Raw genomic sequence first — 18,837 nt, 5'->3', positions numbered from 1 at the left:
ATAATAGCCTGTGTTTGCATGACAATTATTCATTTTGTTCTATAGAAAATTCTACATCAACAGGATCAGGCACGATATTAATATCAATAATATAGTCCCCAAAACGTTTGATATGACTTGTGATATAAGGGCTTAATCTGGCAATATCTTCTCGATTGATAAGATAACCCTCATTGACAAGTTCTTTTAATATACGGGTTTGATCCACTACATTGTGATAGATAAGAGCATTGGCAACTAAGTCATTATATTTAATGATCTTCTCTTGTTCTTCTGGATCATTTTCAGTGATTGTGCCACCACCTCCAAAGAAAAGCCATTTGGTAAAACCATTATATGCTTCAACTTTATTGGTCGTTGCTGTAATTTGCTCACGCAAATCCAGATCAGAAATATATCGTAGTAGAAAGACTGTACGTACAACTCGCCCTAACTCTCGAAATGCCTGATATAGTCGGTTCTTTCGGCTGTAATTTCCAAGTTTCCGTAGAATCATGGACGAAGAAATTTTACCTGTTTTGATAGATAAAACGACTTGGAGTAGATCCTGCCAGTGAGTTTCAATAATTTCCCAATTGATAACATCTTTAAATAAACTATCTATATGTTTGTACTTAACATCTTTATCTGGTTTAAACATTTTCAAATCATGCCAGTTTCTAATGCGTGGCATAAGGTTGATACCCAGCAGGTAGGCTAGGGCAAAAACAGGTGCTGATTGACCCTGAGTATCGGCATGAACGGTATCTGGTTGAATATCAGATTTATTTTTTAATAAACCCTCAATAATATAAATGGCTTCCCAAACACCACAAGGAATGAAGTGACTAAAAAGGGCAACATAGTTATCAGCGACATGGTGATAGGCAATCCCACCATAACCTCCATAGCGGATATGGTATTCAGCCATTAGATTTTGGTCATACATATCATACTTGGTTCCATCTGCCGCAGCAGTTTTTCCCTCACCCCAGATTTTTGGCAATTTAAACTGGTGGTAATGGTTAATAATATCTTCCATTGCAGAGTTCAGTTTATTTACATCACAATGTCTACGATTCACAAAAGACAACATGTGTGGTGTGACAGTACCTCGCAAATGTCTGGAAGCTTGTGCTGGACCAAGATTACACCCATAGGTAAAGGCCGTCAGAATATATCGTTCTGTAGGGTTATCTATTTTTGGGTCTGAACCAGAAAGGGGACCGAAATGTCGAGTCCAACCCGTCCAATGAGCGACATCACAAAGTACATCAATAACATTGCGTTCAGGTAAACGTTGTAAAAGTGTAGTTTCCAACTCTTTAGAAGAGGCTGTTGGCTCTTTGGACATATGCCTTTTAAGTACCGGAACACCATTCTCACCAATAGTTACATGACCATTGCTTGGATAGTTTTGATCAATCGTGTTGGCAACGGTACTAAGCCAGTCTTTTAAATGAGTTGTAAAGTCTTGGGCATTATTGGGAAAATTTAATTGTTCACAGTAGTTGGCAACAAGCGGTTCACATTCCACCCATGGTAATAATTGTTCCCGATAATCAGCATAAGTTTCTGAACCATAAATTGAAATATCACCAGACTTAATTTCTGCGGCCAGTGAAGAAAATACACATACCTCGAAATGTTGCCGATTAATTTTATCTCCCTTAATTATGGTCTTCTTCCAGCGTTCATTGGTAAAAGAAAAGTCAACTTTTTCATCTATGATAGCGATTCTTCGATTTTCATATTCAAGCAATAGATTTATTGCCTGTATGAGTGACTGATCTTGGCTAGTTGAGGTTAAATCAAGTAAATGCACCATACGGAAAAGGGTCGCACGGTGGCTACGATAAAAACGCCATAATAAAGGATAGTAATTATCTCCACTATATGCAGTGATTGCAGCACAATCATCCTGAATGGCTTCAAGTCCTCCCTGATCAATTAGAAGCTGTCGGACTGCACGACCAGCTTCGGCATCTTCTGGATAAGTATCTAATGTATCAATCACATTGGAAAGGGTTGCCACTAAAAATTCAGTTTTATGTCGATGGCGAATCCGTAATTGCTCAAGTTCGTCTTTACCCCGTTGATGAATATGATTCATTCTTTTAATAAACATATTGGCTAAGTCATCACGGGCCTTGATACGAGTACGATAAATCAAACTTAATAAGAGTACATGACGTTTAGCTACATTAAAGTCTTTTAATTCAGCCACATCCATAATACGGGCTTCTGCGGCAAAATGTTTAATTTTAGTATGGGGTATTCCATCTAGGTGATAGTTAGCACCGACTGTATTTGACAACCTTACAATATGGTCCAATAGTCGCTGTAAATGTTGTAGTGATGACCTTTTAGGCAATTCTTTAAGAGTATTCAAGATGCTTTTTTGCTTAGGGTCAGCTACATTTAGTAATTCTTCTAATTGATCTTTTTCATAGTAAGTCAGCTTTGCATTAACCATATCGAAAAATGATTGGTTTACAGCATGGCGAATTTTCCCAGCCATACGATCTAGTGTACTAAAAGCTGGTAACTCAACTCTTTGGCGTACTAACTCTTCAATTGCTACATTAATAATATCGGCAGGATTATCCATGACCTGTGCTGCTGCTGTCATAGATGTTTCAATAATCCTGGCACCTTTTCTGTTATATTCCAAAACATCAAGATAACTTCTTATGTTCTGGTGCTGGCGGTAGAGTGTTCGTTCCTCATAGTCTAAATATGGATTACCCTGAAAATTGAGTAGCTCACTAATATGTTGAACGATAGGACGAGGTATATCCTTAAAGACAGGGAAGTAACCCAATCGTTGAAATGATTTTAATAATAATGTTGCCCCAAGTCTTAACTCATATTTACGAGCAAGTTTGGATATAAAGTTGAGCTCAGCCTGACTAGGCGTATAAACCTGCTCAAGTTCTTTTTTTGAAATATGTTTTTTAAATCGAGGATAGGCAGTCCGTTCAATAGAAGTCATTAATCACTTTCCTCTATGATCAATTCATATTTACTGTAAATATTTGGTTTATAATCAATCCCTTAAATTTTTAAAATTAAAGTTCGTAAGGGGCTTAAATGTTTAGTCAGAAAGCTTTTCCATGACTAAGGTTTAGACAGCATATCCATAGTCTTGGTAATAATTCCCAGCATAATTTCATCAGTGCCTCCTGCAATAGAAGCAACACGGGTGTCTCTAAAAAGTTGTGATGCCACGTTATCCCACATGAAGCCATTACCACCCCAATACTGTAAACAGCTGTCGGTGACTTCTCGTAGTAAGCGTCCAGCCTTAAGCTTTGCCATAGAGGCTAGCATGGTCACGTCTTTCCCAGTACCATGCAATTCAGCAGCATGGTAGGTCAAAGCACGTAAGGCTTCAATTTCAGTTGCTAGTTCAGCAAAGCGAAAGTGTACGTACTGATTATTTATAACAGGTTGACCAAAGGTTGTACGCTCGCGAGTGTATTGAATGGTTTGCTCCAGACATAGATCAAGCGAACCTAATGCATTGGCACAAACCCATAAGCGTTCTTCCTGAAATTGCATCATTTGCATGGCAAATCCAGCCCCCTCGTTACCAATTAAGTAACGTTGCGGTACACGGACATCGTCAAAGAATACTTGTGCTGTGTTGGTGGAATGCATGCCCAACTTATGCAATGGTTTAGAGGTACTGACCCCTTTAAGATGAGAGGGTACAACGATCAGAGACTTATTGCGATGTGGCTTATCATCCGAGGTATTGGCTAACAAACAGAAAAAATCTGCTTGGCCACCATTGGTAATCCACATTTTACTGCCATTGATGATGTACTCATCACCATCTTTACGTGCAGCTGTTTTTATCGCTGCAACATCAGAACCAGCATGAGCTTCAGACACAGCAATTGCACCTACATAATCACCAGCAATCGCAGGAGTAAGGAACATATCTCTGAGTTCTTTACTACCGAATCGGGCAAGTGCTGGTGTTGCCATATCGGTTTGTACCCCCATCGCCATAGCAACACCTCCAGCAATGGAACGACCGAATTCTTCAGCAACCACAAGGTTGTAGGATAGATCTAATCCTAATCCACCATTTTCTTCAGGCTTGCAAATACCAAGTAAACCAAGACTTCCCATTTTTTTGAATACATCATGAATTGGAAACTGTCCTGCCTGTTCCCATTCTAAAATATAAGGATTGATTTCAGATTCAACAAACTGACGTGCAGTACGACGTAAAGCTTCATGTTCAGTGGTGAAGTGCATAGTGAAATCCCTTTCAAACTCGTTGCTTATTTATAATGAATGAAGACTTTTAATGAGAGCTTTGCTTAAACCAAACATACTGTGCATATAACCATAATATTTTGGTAATCCATCTTCTATAGGCGAGACGGCACGGTGATAGAATTCATGTAAACAAGGCTTTGGTAGTACAGAAGGGTCTTTAAAGTTTTGTGCTGGAATAAAAGCAAGGTCATGTTTCACATAAGACTTAAGATAACCATAAACTGGCTTTTGGCATTGGGTACAGAGCCCTCGGTTCACTGCTGGTGGCATGCGGAACTTTTTAAATTCAAGGGTTTGTGGTTTAGTGGCAACAATATCATTTTTCCATGCCACAACTACATCTGCATAGGGTGCCTTATAGACATTTTGACAGATTAAGCAATGACAAATAAAACGCATGATCACTGGACCATTCAGCACCAATTTATTATGTTGACAAGAACATGAGATTTCGAGGCTCATCAGGGTTCCTTTAAATTTGTAATGTTAAAATTGATAACGTGTTGGTGTCTCAATATGGAAATTAATCCACCAACTTCATTTAAAAGTTTTTATAAAGGAAGACCCCTTAATTCCTTACGTAGAATTTTCCCTGACAACGATTTAGGAATGGATTCAATAAAATCCACAATTCGGATACGTTTATGTGGAGCGACTTTAGCCGCGACAAATGCCATGATTTCATCTTTAGCAATATCTGAATTAGGTTGAAGCACAACAAAGGCACGTGGAATTTCACCAGCATCTTCATCTGGGTGTGCAACAACGGCTGCATCAGCAACAGCTGGATGAGTGAGCAGTAATGCTTCCAGTTCGGCAGGTGGAACTTGATAACCCTTATATTTAATCAGTTCTTTTAAGCGATCCACCACATAAACTTCACCTTGTGCACCTACTTCAACAATATCTCCTGTATGGAGGTAACCATCGCTTGTAATCGTTGCATTGGTGGCTTCTTGATTATTTAGATAGCCCACCATGACATTTGGACCCTTGACCAGCATTTCACCTGCTTGAGTCCGTCCATTTGGAACTTTTTCAACTTCATCGCCCGTTTGGGAATCAACCACTTTGAAACTAATGTTGGGAACAGCTAGGCCAATTGAACCAACTGGAATATTTGGATTATTCAGAGGAGTAACATGGGATACTGGACTTAATTCAGTCATGCCAAAACCTTGTAACAACACCGCAGGAATTTGTGCTGTTAAAGCTGCCCCAAGTGCTTCGTCCATTGGTGCAGCCCCACAAACAATGGTACGAATACTGGATAGATTATATTCTTTTACCAATGGATGTTTGGTTAAAGCAACTGCAATCGGTGGTGCAATATAGATGCTAGAGCATTTTTCATTTTGGATGAGTTCAAGAAAAGGTTTTAAGTCAAACTTAGGTAGAATGACCAATTTTCCTCGCTGTTTTAGCGTCAAATTCATAATGACATTCATGCCATAGATATGAAAAAAAGGCAGTACAGCAAGTACTGTATCATCCTCACGTATTGGTAATACAGCTGAACATTGAGCAATGTTTGCAACCAAATTACGGTGAGTCAGCATGACACCTTTTGCTTTTCCCGTTGTTCCTGAAGAATAAGGCAAGACAGCAAGTTGGGTTGCTGCTTGTACGAAGCCCTCTGGTGGTCTATAAGCTTGAGTAATAAGTTCAGCCATAGAGACGTAGTTTTCTACATGATCCAACACAATGATCTGTTTGTGATCAAGTCCAGCATCTGACACACCAGCTACTGCATTAGATAAAAACATTGAGGTTGTGATACAAAGTTTTGCCTTTGAATCATTGATTTGGCTACTAATCTCCATTGGACTATACAATACATTCAGTGTTGTAACTGTTGCACCAGCTCGCAAAATGCCATGAAAAGCAATGATAAAGCCTAAACCGTTCGGCGCATGTAAAGCAATCACATCACCTTGTTGAATGCCTCTTGCATACAGTGCACCTGCAAAAGCATCAATTTTTTGGCATAACTGACCATAAGTAATTTGCTGGGTACCATCTACCACAGCAATACGTTCAAGTTCCTCATTTTTCAACGAAGAAAAGATGTAGTCATAAATTGAACTTGTTGGGATTTCGACTTCTGGATAGCTGCTGTAATAAGTCATTTGTTGATTATCCTAAATAAGAAGTAGACATTAAGCTTTAAAGGCATCAACAAAAATTTTCAGCATCTTAGTGACACTGGGTTTCACACTAAACTGAGTGAGTTTCTGTGCAGTATCTTTAGCTGAACGAGCGGTTACAAACCATGCTGGTTTTGGTGACAATGCAATTTCACCATTGATAAAGGAACGAGGGAATGGACGGAATGGCCCCCAGATAACACTTCTTTCAGTTCTTTCAACTAAATGGGAGTTATGAACAATACCAATACCACTGCCAACGTTTTCTAATGTATTTCCAGCAAAAGCACCCCAACTCAGTGATGGCACAAGAAAACCGATTGCACTCCAAACGTTGATCCCGATTGTCCCATAGTGCAAGTCAGCTAAAGTATTTTCAAATGCTTGTCCCATTGCTTTACGGTCACGTGGTGCAACGATAATGCTCGCACCCAAACTACCATCCAGTTCATTATTGGCAAAAGCAACTGCATTACGGAAAAAATCAACATCGGTACCCTCAAGAGCAATATGACCCAGTACAGGAGCAAAGTATTCTGTGGTTAATAAGTCTTGGGAAGTTTGCTCATTCACTTCAATTAACAAGGTATCTTTGATTCGTTTGGCATTAGGGTACGCGGCTTGAGCGGCTGCCAGCTTTGCCTCCGAACCTGGATACCACGTTGGTCTTTTTGCTGCTTTTTCAAATTCTTCAGCTACAATTGTCAGAAACTCATCTTTTTGCTCCCAGTCTTTACTCAGGATAATGGCTTGTCCTGCGATACAGTTGTGCCCACCATTATGAGTTCTTTGGGTGACGACATTTTCAGCCTGATAGCGAAGATCTGCTTTTGACCATTTTCCTGGCACAATAATAATTGGTGACACACCACCCAGCTCGCTAGTAATAGGTTTATTGAGTATCGGTCGACCAACTTTTGTGGTAGTTGAACCCCAAACAATCTTATCGTGGGTGATGCCACTGCCTGTAATATGAACGTGTTTAATACCTATATGGTCGGTTAAATAGGCACCAGTTTCAGCATCACCATTGACGATACGTAATAGATTAGCCTCAATCAGTGGTGCAAAAGCCTGTTTATAGATGTCTAAAAGTGAACCAAAGGTTGGATTAAGTTTCAAAACAACTGCCCGATTATGAGCAATCAGTTCATACAGCATATCCAACGGGCCAATGGCACTGATATTTCCTGCACCCAACACCAGTCCAACGCCACCATTTTCACCAAGTCGCTTTGCACCTAAACCTGCTTTAGCCCTTGCTTCTGCCTCAGATACGCCAGGCTCCAACCAAAGATCGCCACGGAAGCCATGAAACAGATTAAATTCGTAGAAGTTACTTGGTAACATCTTAAATTTAATACGACCATTTGGTGCTTTACTGGCTTTAACACCATCCAAAGGGGATTTACCTTGCGCTAATTTTTCTAAACTTTCAATTACAGCAGTAAATCCATTCAGTGTGGCATAGGGACCAGACATCCATTCTTCACCCTCAAGTGAACCTTGGGGGGTACCTTTCGCTAAAATAGCAGCTTTTGCCCAATCTTCACTTGCAACTGCAATACTGGCATGTGTTTTTTTGAGTAAGGCGATTCGTTCCTGTAAATTTGAATTGGCCCATTTTACAATGCCGTTGCTAAGATCCTGAATGGCTGTATCTAACTGCGCTTTGGTTGCAAATTTAAGTTCTTTTACTGCTGTAGCCATGAGTTATCCTTGTTTGAAATAAAAATGAGTAAACTTCAACCTTGAATATTTACTCGTAGATAGGTTTATATAAGTTATGTTTTTAGCTATGTCCCATAGGGCACTTACCCTCAGGATTCTTAATCGGTGTTGCCTGATATTCTGCTCTGATCCCATCTAGACCTTTTTCTACTACATGATCAAGAAATCTTAGCCCATGATGTTCTACTAATTTTTTAAATGGTGGGATATGAGTAATCTTATTTAATAATCTTAACGAACCAGAAAGTGCTTCTAAAGTAAGTGCCGCAGGACGATCTTTAGGCAATTCTAAATCATCAGGAAAATTGTAGCCTGGTAAGGTCTGTAGCATTTCTTCTGAAAGCAAACGACGAACAATAGCAGTATGCATGCGTTTCGATAAGTGAAAGGCTTTTATGGTCGATGCACCATCAATAACCCCTTGTGTAATGTCTACAGCTTCTTTACTTTTACTATACAGGAACTGGTGCATACGGCTTTGAATCAGAAACTGCTCTTCATGGGTTCTTCCTAACAGTTGGTTATTAGCCCCTTCAAGACGAGCAATCCAGCGCCACATTAGAGCAAAGCTATCTTCTTCCTCTTTACTGACTTTACCACCAAAGTAACGAATAATATTGACGCGATAAGGTCCAAAAATCTGACCTGTTGCAGCTGAAGCAACCTGACCAATAGGTATAGCTGTAGAAAGTTTCCACTGATCTGCATGTAAAATCCCCATACGAATCATGGTATGCAGAAAACGAACACGAATCCATAATTCCCAGCGAGCACCACCAGGTTTCATACCCTCAACATCCAAAGCCCCAACGAAACCCGTAGCTGTTTCCCAAAAACGACGACGGTAATCACCACCTTTAGCTAGGCGTCCCGTACTTCCCATAACAAATGCTGTTGCTGGATCAATATACGTGAATGGTAATCCACCGTGCATACCAAACAGCATACCAATTGGATTGCGGGCGGCCATTCTTGCACCTAACTGCATCGCATCAAAATCAAGCCATGATGGAATTGTTTCAACATCAGCAAAAAAAGCGATGGCTGCAGGATTTCCTTGTGCTTGCAATTTACGGGCATTGATATATTTATCACCCGCCAACATCTTATTTGCTTTGAGCTCAGCCATGACTGCTTCACAAAGCGGATCACCCACATGATTCCATGCTTCAAGGTCTATATCATTAACGTCAAGATATTGTTCAGAACATGGCTGAGAAGCCAATTGTTTTAGCTTTTCAACACGAGCTGCAAGTTCAAGATTTTTTTCAAGTGTGGAGAAATTTGCATTAGCCATAAATATAACACTGTTATTTACCTATAACAGTGTTATATCATGCGTATCATTGATAAGTAAATACACAATTTTAGGATGTTTGTTGTATGGGAGCTTCAATTAAATACAAAAATCGTCGTGAGTTATTGATATTGGCAGCTGTTGAACTCCTTGAACAAGAGGGACCAAATGCAATGACTGTCCGTAGAATTACTGCCAAAATAGGGGGGACGAGTATTATGATATACAGAGAATTCGGGTCGATAGCCAATTTAGCCTCAACTGTAGTCGATTATGGATTCCAACTACTTGCTAAAGAATTACAGGCACTTCCCAAAACTTCTGATGTATTAGTTGATTTATGGCTTTCTTTTTGTATTGTTCGTGAATTTTCTCTTTCCCATAAAAACCTATATGCAGTGATGTTTGCAGTACAAAATATTGGAGGTCATAAGAGGTCTGGAGAAGAATTGGAGCTAGGTAAAGATACACTTATAATCATTCATGATCTTTGTGAGAAAGCAGTGAAAGAGGAAATCTTTACAACTACTGCATGGCATGCGACCCAATTCTTCTGGACTTTGATGCATGGCCGTCTTATGTTTGAAATAGTAGGATATCTTTCAAAGGAACAGTATCCTTTGGGATCATATAACCAATTGATTGCTACAAGCATGATCGGCTTAGGTGCTAAGACTGAATTGGTCAATGGGGCAATTCCAATAAATCGATAAAGAGTAAACATAAAAGTAGATGGTGGTATTTTCAATAAATATAGGGAAATTTAGATTAGTGTTAAATATTACACTGTTATTTTCTTATAACAATGTTATAGCATGTGTATACTTGATAACTAAATACACCGTTTAGGATACCCGTTGTATGGGAGTTTCAGTTAAGCAAAAAGATCGTCGTGAATTAATGACCCAAGCAGCAGTTGAATTGCTTGAACAGGATGGTCCAAATGCAATGACTGTCCGTAAAATTACTGCCAAAATTGGCATGTCCAGTATTGCTGTCTATACAGAATTTGGTTCTATGGAGAATTTGGTCGCTTCTGTAGTCGATTATGGTTTTTTACAACTCATACAAAAATTCCAACAACTTCCAAGTACCGATAATGTTTTATTAGACCTATGGCAAATAGTATGTGTTGTACGTGAATTTGCTTTAGCCCATCGACATCTTTATGCAGTAATGTTTGCAGCTGAAAGTGTCGGTGGGTATCAACGTTCTGGAGATGAATTAGAGCAGGGTATAGAAACCCTTAAGTTTCTGCATAAAATTTGTGTAAAAGCGGTTGATGAAAAGTTTTTTTCAAGTAGCTCCCGCCATGCAACACAGCATATCTGGGCAACGATGCATGGCCGTTTGATGCTTGAACTTGCAGGTTACCTCTCAAATGACAAAGAGCTTTTAAAATCATATGGCTCTCTAATTGCGACTAGTATGATTGGGCTGGGTGCTCAGGCTGATTTAGTCACTAAAACGATCCAGACGATTTCCAAATAGTGGTTAAATTAAATTGAGGCATACCTTTTAATGTTTGAGACAGCAACTATCACAAATGCCAATTGAATTTTTGAACGGCTTTTTTTGCTATTAATGAATAGTCAAAACTGCTCAGCCTCATGATTCTATTCCCCAACTTTAATACTAAATTCAGGACTTCGTTAAAGCAAATCAGATATCTATTAGCACAAAAATAACACTGTTATTTTTAATAACAGTGTTATATCATGCGTGATTGATAAGTCCATATTCAATTCCAGCATGTCTATCACATGAGCGTTTATATCAGCATGATGAAGCAGATTTGAATAAATATTAATCTTACCGTATTTCAGTAGATAATCTATTGATTTTAAATATATAGCTTTATTTTGGGTGTAAATAATGTCACAGCTTCCTGAAACAATGAAAAATCTAAGACTCCCTGTTATTGCTTCACCCTTATTTATTATCAGCACACCCAAACTGGTGCTTGCCCAATGCAAAGCGGGAATTATTGGTTCTCTGCCTGCACTCAATGCTCGACCAGCAGAAAAACTGGAAGAGTGGCTAAAAGAAATCACAGAGGGTATTGCTGAACATAATGCCTTGCATCCAGATCGTCCTGCCGCACCTTTTGCAATCAACCAGATTGTCCATAAAAGCAATGACCGTCTTGAACATGACATGGAGATGATTGTTAAGTACAAAGTGCCAATTGTGATTACATCTTTAGGTGCAAGAACTGAAATTAACGATGCCACTCACAGCTATGGTGGTGTAGTCTTACATGATGTCATCAATAATGCTTTTGCCAAAAAAGCCATTGAAAAAGGAGCAGATGGTTTAATTGCCGTTGCAGCAGGGGCTGGCGGACATGCTGGGGTTAAAAGTCCTTTTCCATTGATTCAGGAAATTAGAGAATGGTTTGATGGTCCATTGGCGTTGTCTGGAGCGATTGCCACAGGAGATGCAATCCTTGCTGCGCAAGCAATGGGTGCAGACTTTGGCTATATTGGTTCGGCATTTATTGCAACATATGAAGCAAATGCAACTGATGCTTATAAACAGGCAATTGTAGACCATAACTCTGACGAAATTGTGTATTCAAATTTATTCACGGGCGTACATGGTAATTATTTGGCACCCAGTATTCGTGCCGCTGGTCTTGATCCTGCTAACCTCCCTGAGGGTAATCTCAAGGATATGGACTTTAGTACTTCCAGTGAAGATGGTTCACAGCACAAGGTTAAAGCTTGGCGTGATATTTGGGGGTGTGGTCAGGGACTCAATGCGATTAAGACAACAACCTCAGTAGACGAATTGGTTGATCGCCTTGAGAAAGAATATATTGTCGCAAGAAAACGTTTAATGCTCTAATTTATCAACAATTTACTTGGTTGGGTAGGCATTGTTAAACAACTGAAAAACCAATCTATTTTAAATAAGTTGGTTTGCTTTTAGGCAATACCTTGGGAAAGATATTCATGAATAAAAGATTAAAGAACTTTCATAATAAACTGACGTTGATCACTGGCGCAGGTTCAGGTATTGGTCGTGCAACAGCATTAAAATTTGCCGATCTTGGTGCAAGGCTTATATTGTGTGATTTAAACCTACAAGCCTTGAAAGGAACAGAAGAGCTTCTTCTCAAGAAAGGTAATACGCCTATTTTAAAAGTCTTGGATGTTTCCAACTGGCAAACCGTTACGGATCTGGCTAAAGAGATTTATGAGGAGATCGGTGCTATAGAAATCCTCATCAATAATGCAGGGGTTGCAACGACAGGCGACTTTTTAAGTACGCCGATATAAGATTGGCAATGGGTCATAAGCATTAATCTTATGGGAGTTGTGCATGGATGCAAAGCCTTTGCCCCATATATGATTCAAAACAAGGGCGGTCATATCGTAAATCTTGCATCTGCTGCTGGTTATTATGCGGCTCCTGATATGTCTGCCTATTCTGCAAGTAAATATGCAGTTATGGGATTAACAGAGTCCTTGCGAATTGAAATGTCAGAATATAATGTAGGCGTGAGTGCGATTTGTCCTGGTGTAATTAACACCAATATTGTCAAGGCAATGCGGGCAAATGGCACAATGGTCAAATCGCAGGATAAAATTGCCAACATTTATTTAAAGCGTAACTATGGTCCTGAATTGGTTGCTAATGCAATTATAAGTTCAATTATCAATAACCAGGCAGTTGTGCCTGTTAGTCCAGAAGCATGGGCATTGTATGCAGGCAAACGCCTTGTCCCAAACACTATTGATCGTTTCCAACGCTCTTGGCTGTTCCGAAAATTAAAACCCTAAGGTCTTTAAATTTAATAACAGCCTTTTTAGAGCAACTTGAGATGCTATGTTTAACTTCAATTTAAATCTTATTTTAATCTGAAGTTGAACATAGCAAAATGAATAAAAAAGACATGAGTTTTCTTCAACATACTGATTGGCATAACTAATTAATATACTTTTTTGGTTTGATTATAATTAATTTTATGCCTTTATTAACTAGACCTAAAGTTTTTAGGTGAAATATTTTTCCAACGCTTAAATGCTCTTGAAAAAGCTGATGCTTCTGAATAACCCAGTTGTGATGCAATTTCTTCAATGGTTAATTCAGTCGTTGTAAGCAAATCTTCAGCCAAGTCTTCACGAATATCACTTATCAAGCGTTCATAAGTAATACTCTCAGTTGCTAGATGCCGTTGTAACATTCGAACTGTGATTTGCAGTTGTGTAGCCATCTCATCGATTTTAGGCATTTGAGATGGCTTTAATAATAAGATATTTCGGATTTTCTGGCTAAAAGTTCCAATATTGCTCCTACGCATCCAAAGATGTTGACACTCTTTTTCATAATAGGTTCGAGTGAATTGATCTGCTTGAGGTAAAGGTAAACTTAATAAGCTGGTTTCAATCACAATACAACTACGTGGTTGATCGAAGTTAATTGCATATCCAGTTAATTCTGGAAATTTATCAGCATATATTGGAGTAGGAAGAGCGACATTAATTTCCACGACTGGAAGAGGTGTGGGAAGTATATCCTGTTGTAAAGACATAACTGTAGCAAAGTCTCGTTCAGCTAAAAAGTAGGCGAGATTTTGGGGCAAGTCATCGTGGTTAAAATTAATAAAAGTATATTTTCCCTCTTTACTCATTTCGAGTTTGCAAAAGAAAGAACTCAGTTGAAAATATCTGAGTACCAATTGTAATGCAGCCTCAATAGTTGGGCTACTTAAAATTGCAAATCCCCATGCTCCAAAGGTTGTGATGTGATGCTTTAAGCCAGCTTCTACACCAATTGGAATCTCAGACCCCAATAAATGAATTAAGTTACGCAGCACCTGACATTCTTGTTGTGCTTCTACCTCATGATGAATTCGAGATAAATCTTCAAGGGATATATTGGTATTTGCTAAGCACTGTTCAGCTGTTAAACCATGCGATTGACCAACAGTGAGTAGTATACGAACAGCACTAATGCTACGAGGAAAATCCCAATAATGTTGCATGTCTTCATGTCATGAAATGTCATGTTTACCATTATAAAGTCATTCTTTTGTTATGCAATCCTCTATATCGTTGCAAACGGTGTTAAGTCAGATTGGAAATTTGAAAATGTTAGCCAAGCACAACGATAGCTATAATGAAAATAAAAGCTTAACGGTAGAGTTAAAAGCTTTATACGATCAAACTAAAGCCAAAGTTGGTGATGAAGATTTAGCCCATATTAGAAATGTTGCTGCGTATTCAAAAGCAATTAAGGCACGTAGTGATGCACTGATTCAGCAAGGGGGTAAATCTAATGCTGTGCTGCGTGGTTCAGTTTTAGGCGCATTGCATACCTTACTGGAGTTTTCTGAACTGGGTCATAATATCATGCACGGCAGTTATGATCATTTACCTGACTGTGGCGAGTATCATTCTGAGCGCTGGGTTTGGGGTATTGTTGCTGACCCACATGAATGGCGTGTGATGCACCATCAAAACCATCATCCTTTTACCAATATTGTGGGCAAGGATCATGATATTGGTTATTCATTTTTGCGCTTGAAACCTGGTCAGAGCTGGTATGGACATAATATTATTCAATTTCCACTGTTGTGGTCATTGGCTTTGACACCGAGTTATTATTTTACCTTTGTCACGGGAACATCGGCTGCACGTACAGAGGGGCGTAGTGTATTGAGCAAAGAGACTTTAGCTCAATCGTTTAAACTCATTAAAGAACATGCCATAAAAAACTTTGTCAAAGAACCATTTTCTGTTTCTCGCAAGCGATTGCTGCCTACCCTAACAGGTAATTATGCCAGTATGGTGCTGGGCTACTTTCTGACCACTGCCATTTTATTATTGGAACACCATGCTCCTAATGTGGAACTATTTAGTGATCCAGGCGAAGATGAGACTGAAGAGGATTATTTCCGTCGTCAAATTCTAGCAACCAGCAATTTCACACCTTATGCTGATTTGGATAATTATTTTAAGAAACTGCTTGCTGAAGAAGTGAAGTTTGATAACCCACCACCTTTTGAAGTGTTTTATGGTGGATTAAATACCCATTTGGAACATCATTTGTTTCCAGATTTACCCTGCAATCGCCAACGTGAAATTCAGCCACTGGTTAAACAGCTTTGTTTGAAACATGGTTTGCCTTATAACGTCACACCTTTTGAAACTGTTGTACCTTATATGATTCAGAATATCTTTAAACTCACTCTGCCTGCTGGAGAGTTTGAACAAGGTAAGCCAACAAAAATTCTAAAAAAACCGATTGAGCTATTCAGGCGTATTGCTTATGGGACTCGCTATAAACTGCCTGATAGCATGACATATTTACAAAAACCATCATTCTATAATGTACCAGTTAAAGTACTGGCAGCCTACCCACAGGCTGAAGGTCAAGCCCTGAAAGTACATCTGGAAAAGCCTGTAGGCTGGGATGAAGTGACATGGGAGGCAGGTGCATTTATTTCTGTGCGTGTAGAAGTTAATGGTGAATCTCTGGTTCGTCAATACAGTCTGTTAAAAGATAGTATTGATGCTGGTAACAGTCTGGAAATTACTGTCAAACGTGTTGAGGGTGGCCGAGTTTCAAACCATATCAACGATCACATCAAAACTAATTCACACATGATTTTAGTCGGTACACCTCAATCATCGCCCGATTTTATTATGACAGAAGTCCCTAAACAGTCGCTGTTCTTGGCTGGTGGTGTCGGGATTACGCCTATTATCAGTATGTTGCGTAAAGCACACCGCGAAGCATCGCACAGTCGAGGAACTTTGCTGTATTTCAATCGCAATGAAAATTCGATTATTTTTGAGCATGAATTACGTGAGCTTGCAGATGCATCTGGTTTTGATGTGCAGTTTATTTGTGATGAGTTAAATCCAAGCTATGTGCATCGAGAAAAAATGCAGCAGGCGAAGCTCAGTCCTGAACTTTTATCAACACTGGTATCAGATGTGACTCAACGTGAAGTCTATGTTTGTGCACCTCTAGGGTTTATTACCGCATCTAAATCCATGTTGCTGGATTTAGGCTTGCCTGAAACACAATTTCATACCGAAAGTTTTACCGCCCCAGTCGTGGAACATCCAACAGATGGCAAAGATCATGTCATTCAGTTTGCTAAAAGTGGTGTAGATATTGTTGTGGATGGTGGCACAACCTTACTGGAAGCTGCTCGTCAGGCGGGTGTTAATATCCCATCAGGTTGTGAAAGAGGACTGTGTCGTGCTTGTGTGTGTAACAAACTTGAGGGTTTAACCCATCTGGATGAGCATAAAGCCACGCCTGATATACGAATTACCACCTGTAACAGTTTGCCACGTTCTGACAGGTTGGTTCTGGATATTTAGTTTTTATTTTCGCCATGTTGGATTTCTGTACATGGCTTTTTGAATCCCTATTTGTTGAAGCATTTGAATATGAGTAAGAACAATCAAATTTCGCTAAACCGTTTTGTCTATCAACTGCCATCTATTGCCAAAAAACTGCCAAAAATGTTGCAAGGCTTGATCATTACACAAAATAGCAATGCCAAATCTGAGACAGGCTTGGGGTGGGCCGTCGAGAAAGCTGCCAAGCATAATCCGAATGGCATGGCTGTACTATATCAAGATTGCAGAATCAGCTATCAAGAGTTTAATCGTTGGGCAAATCAGCTCGCCAATTATTTTTTATCGCTGGGATTCCAGAAAGGTGATGTGGTTGCCCTGCTGATGGAAAACCGACCAGAGCTATTAGTCGTAGTTGCGGGTTTAGCCAAAATAGGGGTCGTTTCAGCACTGATTAATACCTCACAAAGTGGTCGGGTACTAGAACATAGTATCAATCTGGTGAAGCCGAAAGCGGCCATTGTTGGGCAGGAAATGTATGATGTATTTGTGGAATCGCAACAAAGCCTTGAGTTAGCAGGAAATGCAATTTATTGGGTAGCAGATGTAGATACACGGAGTGATACAGGTTGTGAACCACAAAACACGCAGAACCTGATGAATATCATTAAAAATGCAGCTCAATATAACCCTGTCACTACCAATACTATTTGTGGTCATGATGGTTTATTTTTTATTTATACATCAGGAACAACAGGTTTACCAAAGGCTGCGATCTTTAATCATGCACGCTTTATGAAAGCTTATGGTGGCTTTGGTTATACCTTACAGCTTGATAAAAATGACATTATTTATGTCACCCTACCGCTTTATCATGCTACGGGCATGGTGGTGTGTTGGGGTTCTGCATTGGCTGGCTATTCGGGCATCGCCTTGCGTCGTAAGTTTTCTGCTTCAGCTTTCTGGAAAGATGTAACAGAATTTCAGGCAACAGCATTTGGCTATGTGGGAGAGTTATGCCGTTATTTACTGGATACGCCACCGTCATCTTATGACCGTAACCATCAACTCACGAAAATGATTGGGAATGGTTTACGCCCTAATATATGGATGGAATTCAAGCAACGCTTTGGTGTGAAACAGGTGATGGAGTTCTATGCCTCATCTGAGGGCAATATTGGCTTTAGTAATGTCTTCAATTTTGACAATACCATGGGTTTTTCACCCATGCCTTATGCAGTGGTGAAATATGATGAAGTTGCTGGTGAACCTATTCGCAATAAACAGGGATACATGATTCCTGTTAAACGCAATGAAGTGGGTCTTTTAATCGGCAAAATTACTAAAAGAACGCCTTTTGATGGCTATACAGATGCCAGCAAAAGTCAGAGTTCTATTCTCAACGATGTATTTAAAAAGGGTGATCGTTACTTTAATACAGGGGATTTAGTCAAAAATATTGGTTTTCGTCATACGCAATTTGTTGATCGCACAGGAGATACTTTCCGTTGGAAAGGTGAAAATGTTTCAACCACAGAAGTTGAAAATATCATTAGTAGTTTGCCATTTGTGCAGGATGCGGTTGTATATGGTGTAGAAATTCCAGGTACAAATGGACGAGCTGGAATGGTCGCAATCACTCCTACAATTGGAGAAGTTGTTGATAGTATGAGATTAAGTGTGCTTTTAAACCATTTAAAGAGTAATTTACCTCGTTATGCAATACCAATTTTTGTCCGTATTAGGCAAAATACTGAAACAACTGCAACCTTTAAATATCAAAAACATAACTTAAAGCAAGAGGCATTTAATCCTACAAAAGTTGATAGTGATCAATTATTTGCTTTATTGCCTAAAGCTACTCAGTATTGTCATATAAGTATTGAAACCTATGATGCGATTTATCATGGTAGATATCGTTTCTAATATCCTTTAATTCTTTATTGAAGCGAAAGATTCTAATAGACTTTCTAATTTCTGAAAGTCTATTATATAGATCATAAGGAACATGTTAATTTTAGTAAGTGGAATGTTTTTGCAAAGTTATCAACATACAGAAAAC

General features: G+C 39.2%; 12 protein-coding genes and 1 pseudogene. 6 read left to right on the top strand and 7 right to left on the bottom strand.

The window, feature by feature from the left end:
• Positions 1-25 precede the first annotated feature (25 nt).
• The 6 genes from F959_RS09515 to F959_RS09490 all read right to left on the bottom strand — a co-directional run bounded on the left by F959_RS09515 (position 26) and on the right by F959_RS09490 (position 9,450).
• Complete coding sequence (locus tag F959_RS09515; RefSeq protein ID WP_004879527.1) at positions 26-2,974, bottom strand: Tn3 family transposase; 2,949 nt, start codon at positions 2,972-2,974, stop codon at positions 26-28.
• Between the two features lie 125 nt (positions 2,975-3,099).
• The gene (locus F959_RS09510; protein ID WP_004879525.1) at positions 3,100-4,251 is read right to left on the bottom strand and encodes an acyl-CoA dehydrogenase family protein; all 1,152 of its coding nucleotides are present in this window, start codon (positions 4,249-4,251) and stop codon (positions 3,100-3,102) included.
• A gap of 30 nt (positions 4,252-4,281) precedes the next feature.
• Complete coding sequence (locus tag F959_RS09505) at positions 4,282-4,737, bottom strand: GFA family protein (protein ID WP_004879523.1); 456 nt, start codon at positions 4,735-4,737, stop codon at positions 4,282-4,284.
• An 89-nt stretch (positions 4,738-4,826) separates the two neighbouring features.
• Positions 4,827-6,404 (bottom strand): AMP-binding protein, encoded by a 1,578-nt coding sequence (locus F959_RS09500; RefSeq protein WP_004879520.1) that lies wholly within the window; start codon positions 6,402-6,404, stop codon positions 4,827-4,829.
• 30 nt (positions 6,405-6,434) lie between these two features.
• Positions 6,435-8,132, bottom strand: coding sequence for an aldehyde dehydrogenase family protein (locus tag F959_RS09495; RefSeq protein WP_004879516.1), 1,698 nt, complete (start codon positions 8,130-8,132; stop codon positions 6,435-6,437).
• 82 nt (positions 8,133-8,214) lie between these two features.
• Positions 8,215-9,450 carry an oxygenase MpaB family protein gene (locus F959_RS09490; RefSeq protein WP_004879515.1) on the bottom strand — a complete coding sequence of 412 codons (1,236 nt, stop codon included), beginning with the start codon at positions 9,448-9,450 and terminating at the stop codon, positions 8,215-8,217.
• A gap of 86 nt (positions 9,451-9,536) precedes the next feature.
• Here F959_RS09490 and F959_RS09485 point away from each other — a divergent pair, with 86 nt between their 5' ends.
• The 4 genes and pseudogenes from F959_RS09485 to F959_RS16900 all read left to right on the top strand — a co-directional run bounded on the left by F959_RS09485 (position 9,537) and on the right by F959_RS16900 (position 13,238).
• Entirely contained in the window at positions 9,537-10,163 is a 627-nt protein-coding gene (locus tag F959_RS09485) for a TetR/AcrR family transcriptional regulator (RefSeq protein WP_004879512.1), read from the top strand.
• 148 nt (positions 10,164-10,311) lie between these two features.
• Entirely contained in the window at positions 10,312-10,941 is a 630-nt protein-coding gene (locus F959_RS09480) for a TetR/AcrR family transcriptional regulator (RefSeq protein WP_004879510.1), read from the top strand.
• A 384-nt stretch (positions 10,942-11,325) separates the two neighbouring features.
• Positions 11,326-12,300, top strand: coding sequence for an NAD(P)H-dependent flavin oxidoreductase (locus tag F959_RS09475; RefSeq protein ID WP_004879508.1), 975 nt, complete (start codon positions 11,326-11,328; stop codon positions 12,298-12,300).
• Between the two features lie 107 nt (positions 12,301-12,407).
• A pseudogene (locus F959_RS16900) lies at positions 12,408-13,238 on the top strand (SDR family NAD(P)-dependent oxidoreductase).
• 194 nt (positions 13,239-13,432) lie between these two features.
• On the opposite strand, the gene F959_RS09460 reads toward F959_RS16900, so the two are convergent.
• Positions 13,433-14,443, bottom strand: coding sequence for an AraC family transcriptional regulator (locus tag F959_RS09460; protein WP_004879501.1), 1,011 nt, complete (start codon positions 14,441-14,443; stop codon positions 13,433-13,435).
• Positions 14,444-14,549: 106 nt separating this feature from the next.
• Between F959_RS09460 and F959_RS09455 the strand changes: the two genes are divergently transcribed.
• Together F959_RS09455 and F959_RS09450 are read left to right on the top strand one after the other, a co-directional pair.
• Positions 14,550-16,796, top strand: coding sequence for a fatty acid desaturase (locus F959_RS09455; protein ID WP_004879499.1), 2,247 nt, complete (start codon positions 14,550-14,552; stop codon positions 16,794-16,796).
• Between the two features lie 69 nt (positions 16,797-16,865).
• Positions 16,866-18,701 carry a long-chain-acyl-CoA synthetase gene (locus F959_RS09450; protein ID WP_004879497.1) on the top strand — a complete coding sequence of 612 codons (1,836 nt, stop codon included), beginning with the start codon at positions 16,866-16,868 and terminating at the stop codon, positions 18,699-18,701.
• The last annotated feature ends 136 nt before the right edge of the window (positions 18,702-18,837 follow it).

Origin of the sequence: Acinetobacter venetianus RAG-1 = CIP 110063 (assembly GCF_000368585.1) — a bacterium.
Lineage (GTDB): Bacteria > Pseudomonadota > Gammaproteobacteria > Pseudomonadales > Moraxellaceae > Acinetobacter > Acinetobacter venetianus.
The sequence above is the reverse complement of the archived record's forward strand: the minus strand, read 5'-3'. Positions and strand labels throughout refer to the sequence as shown.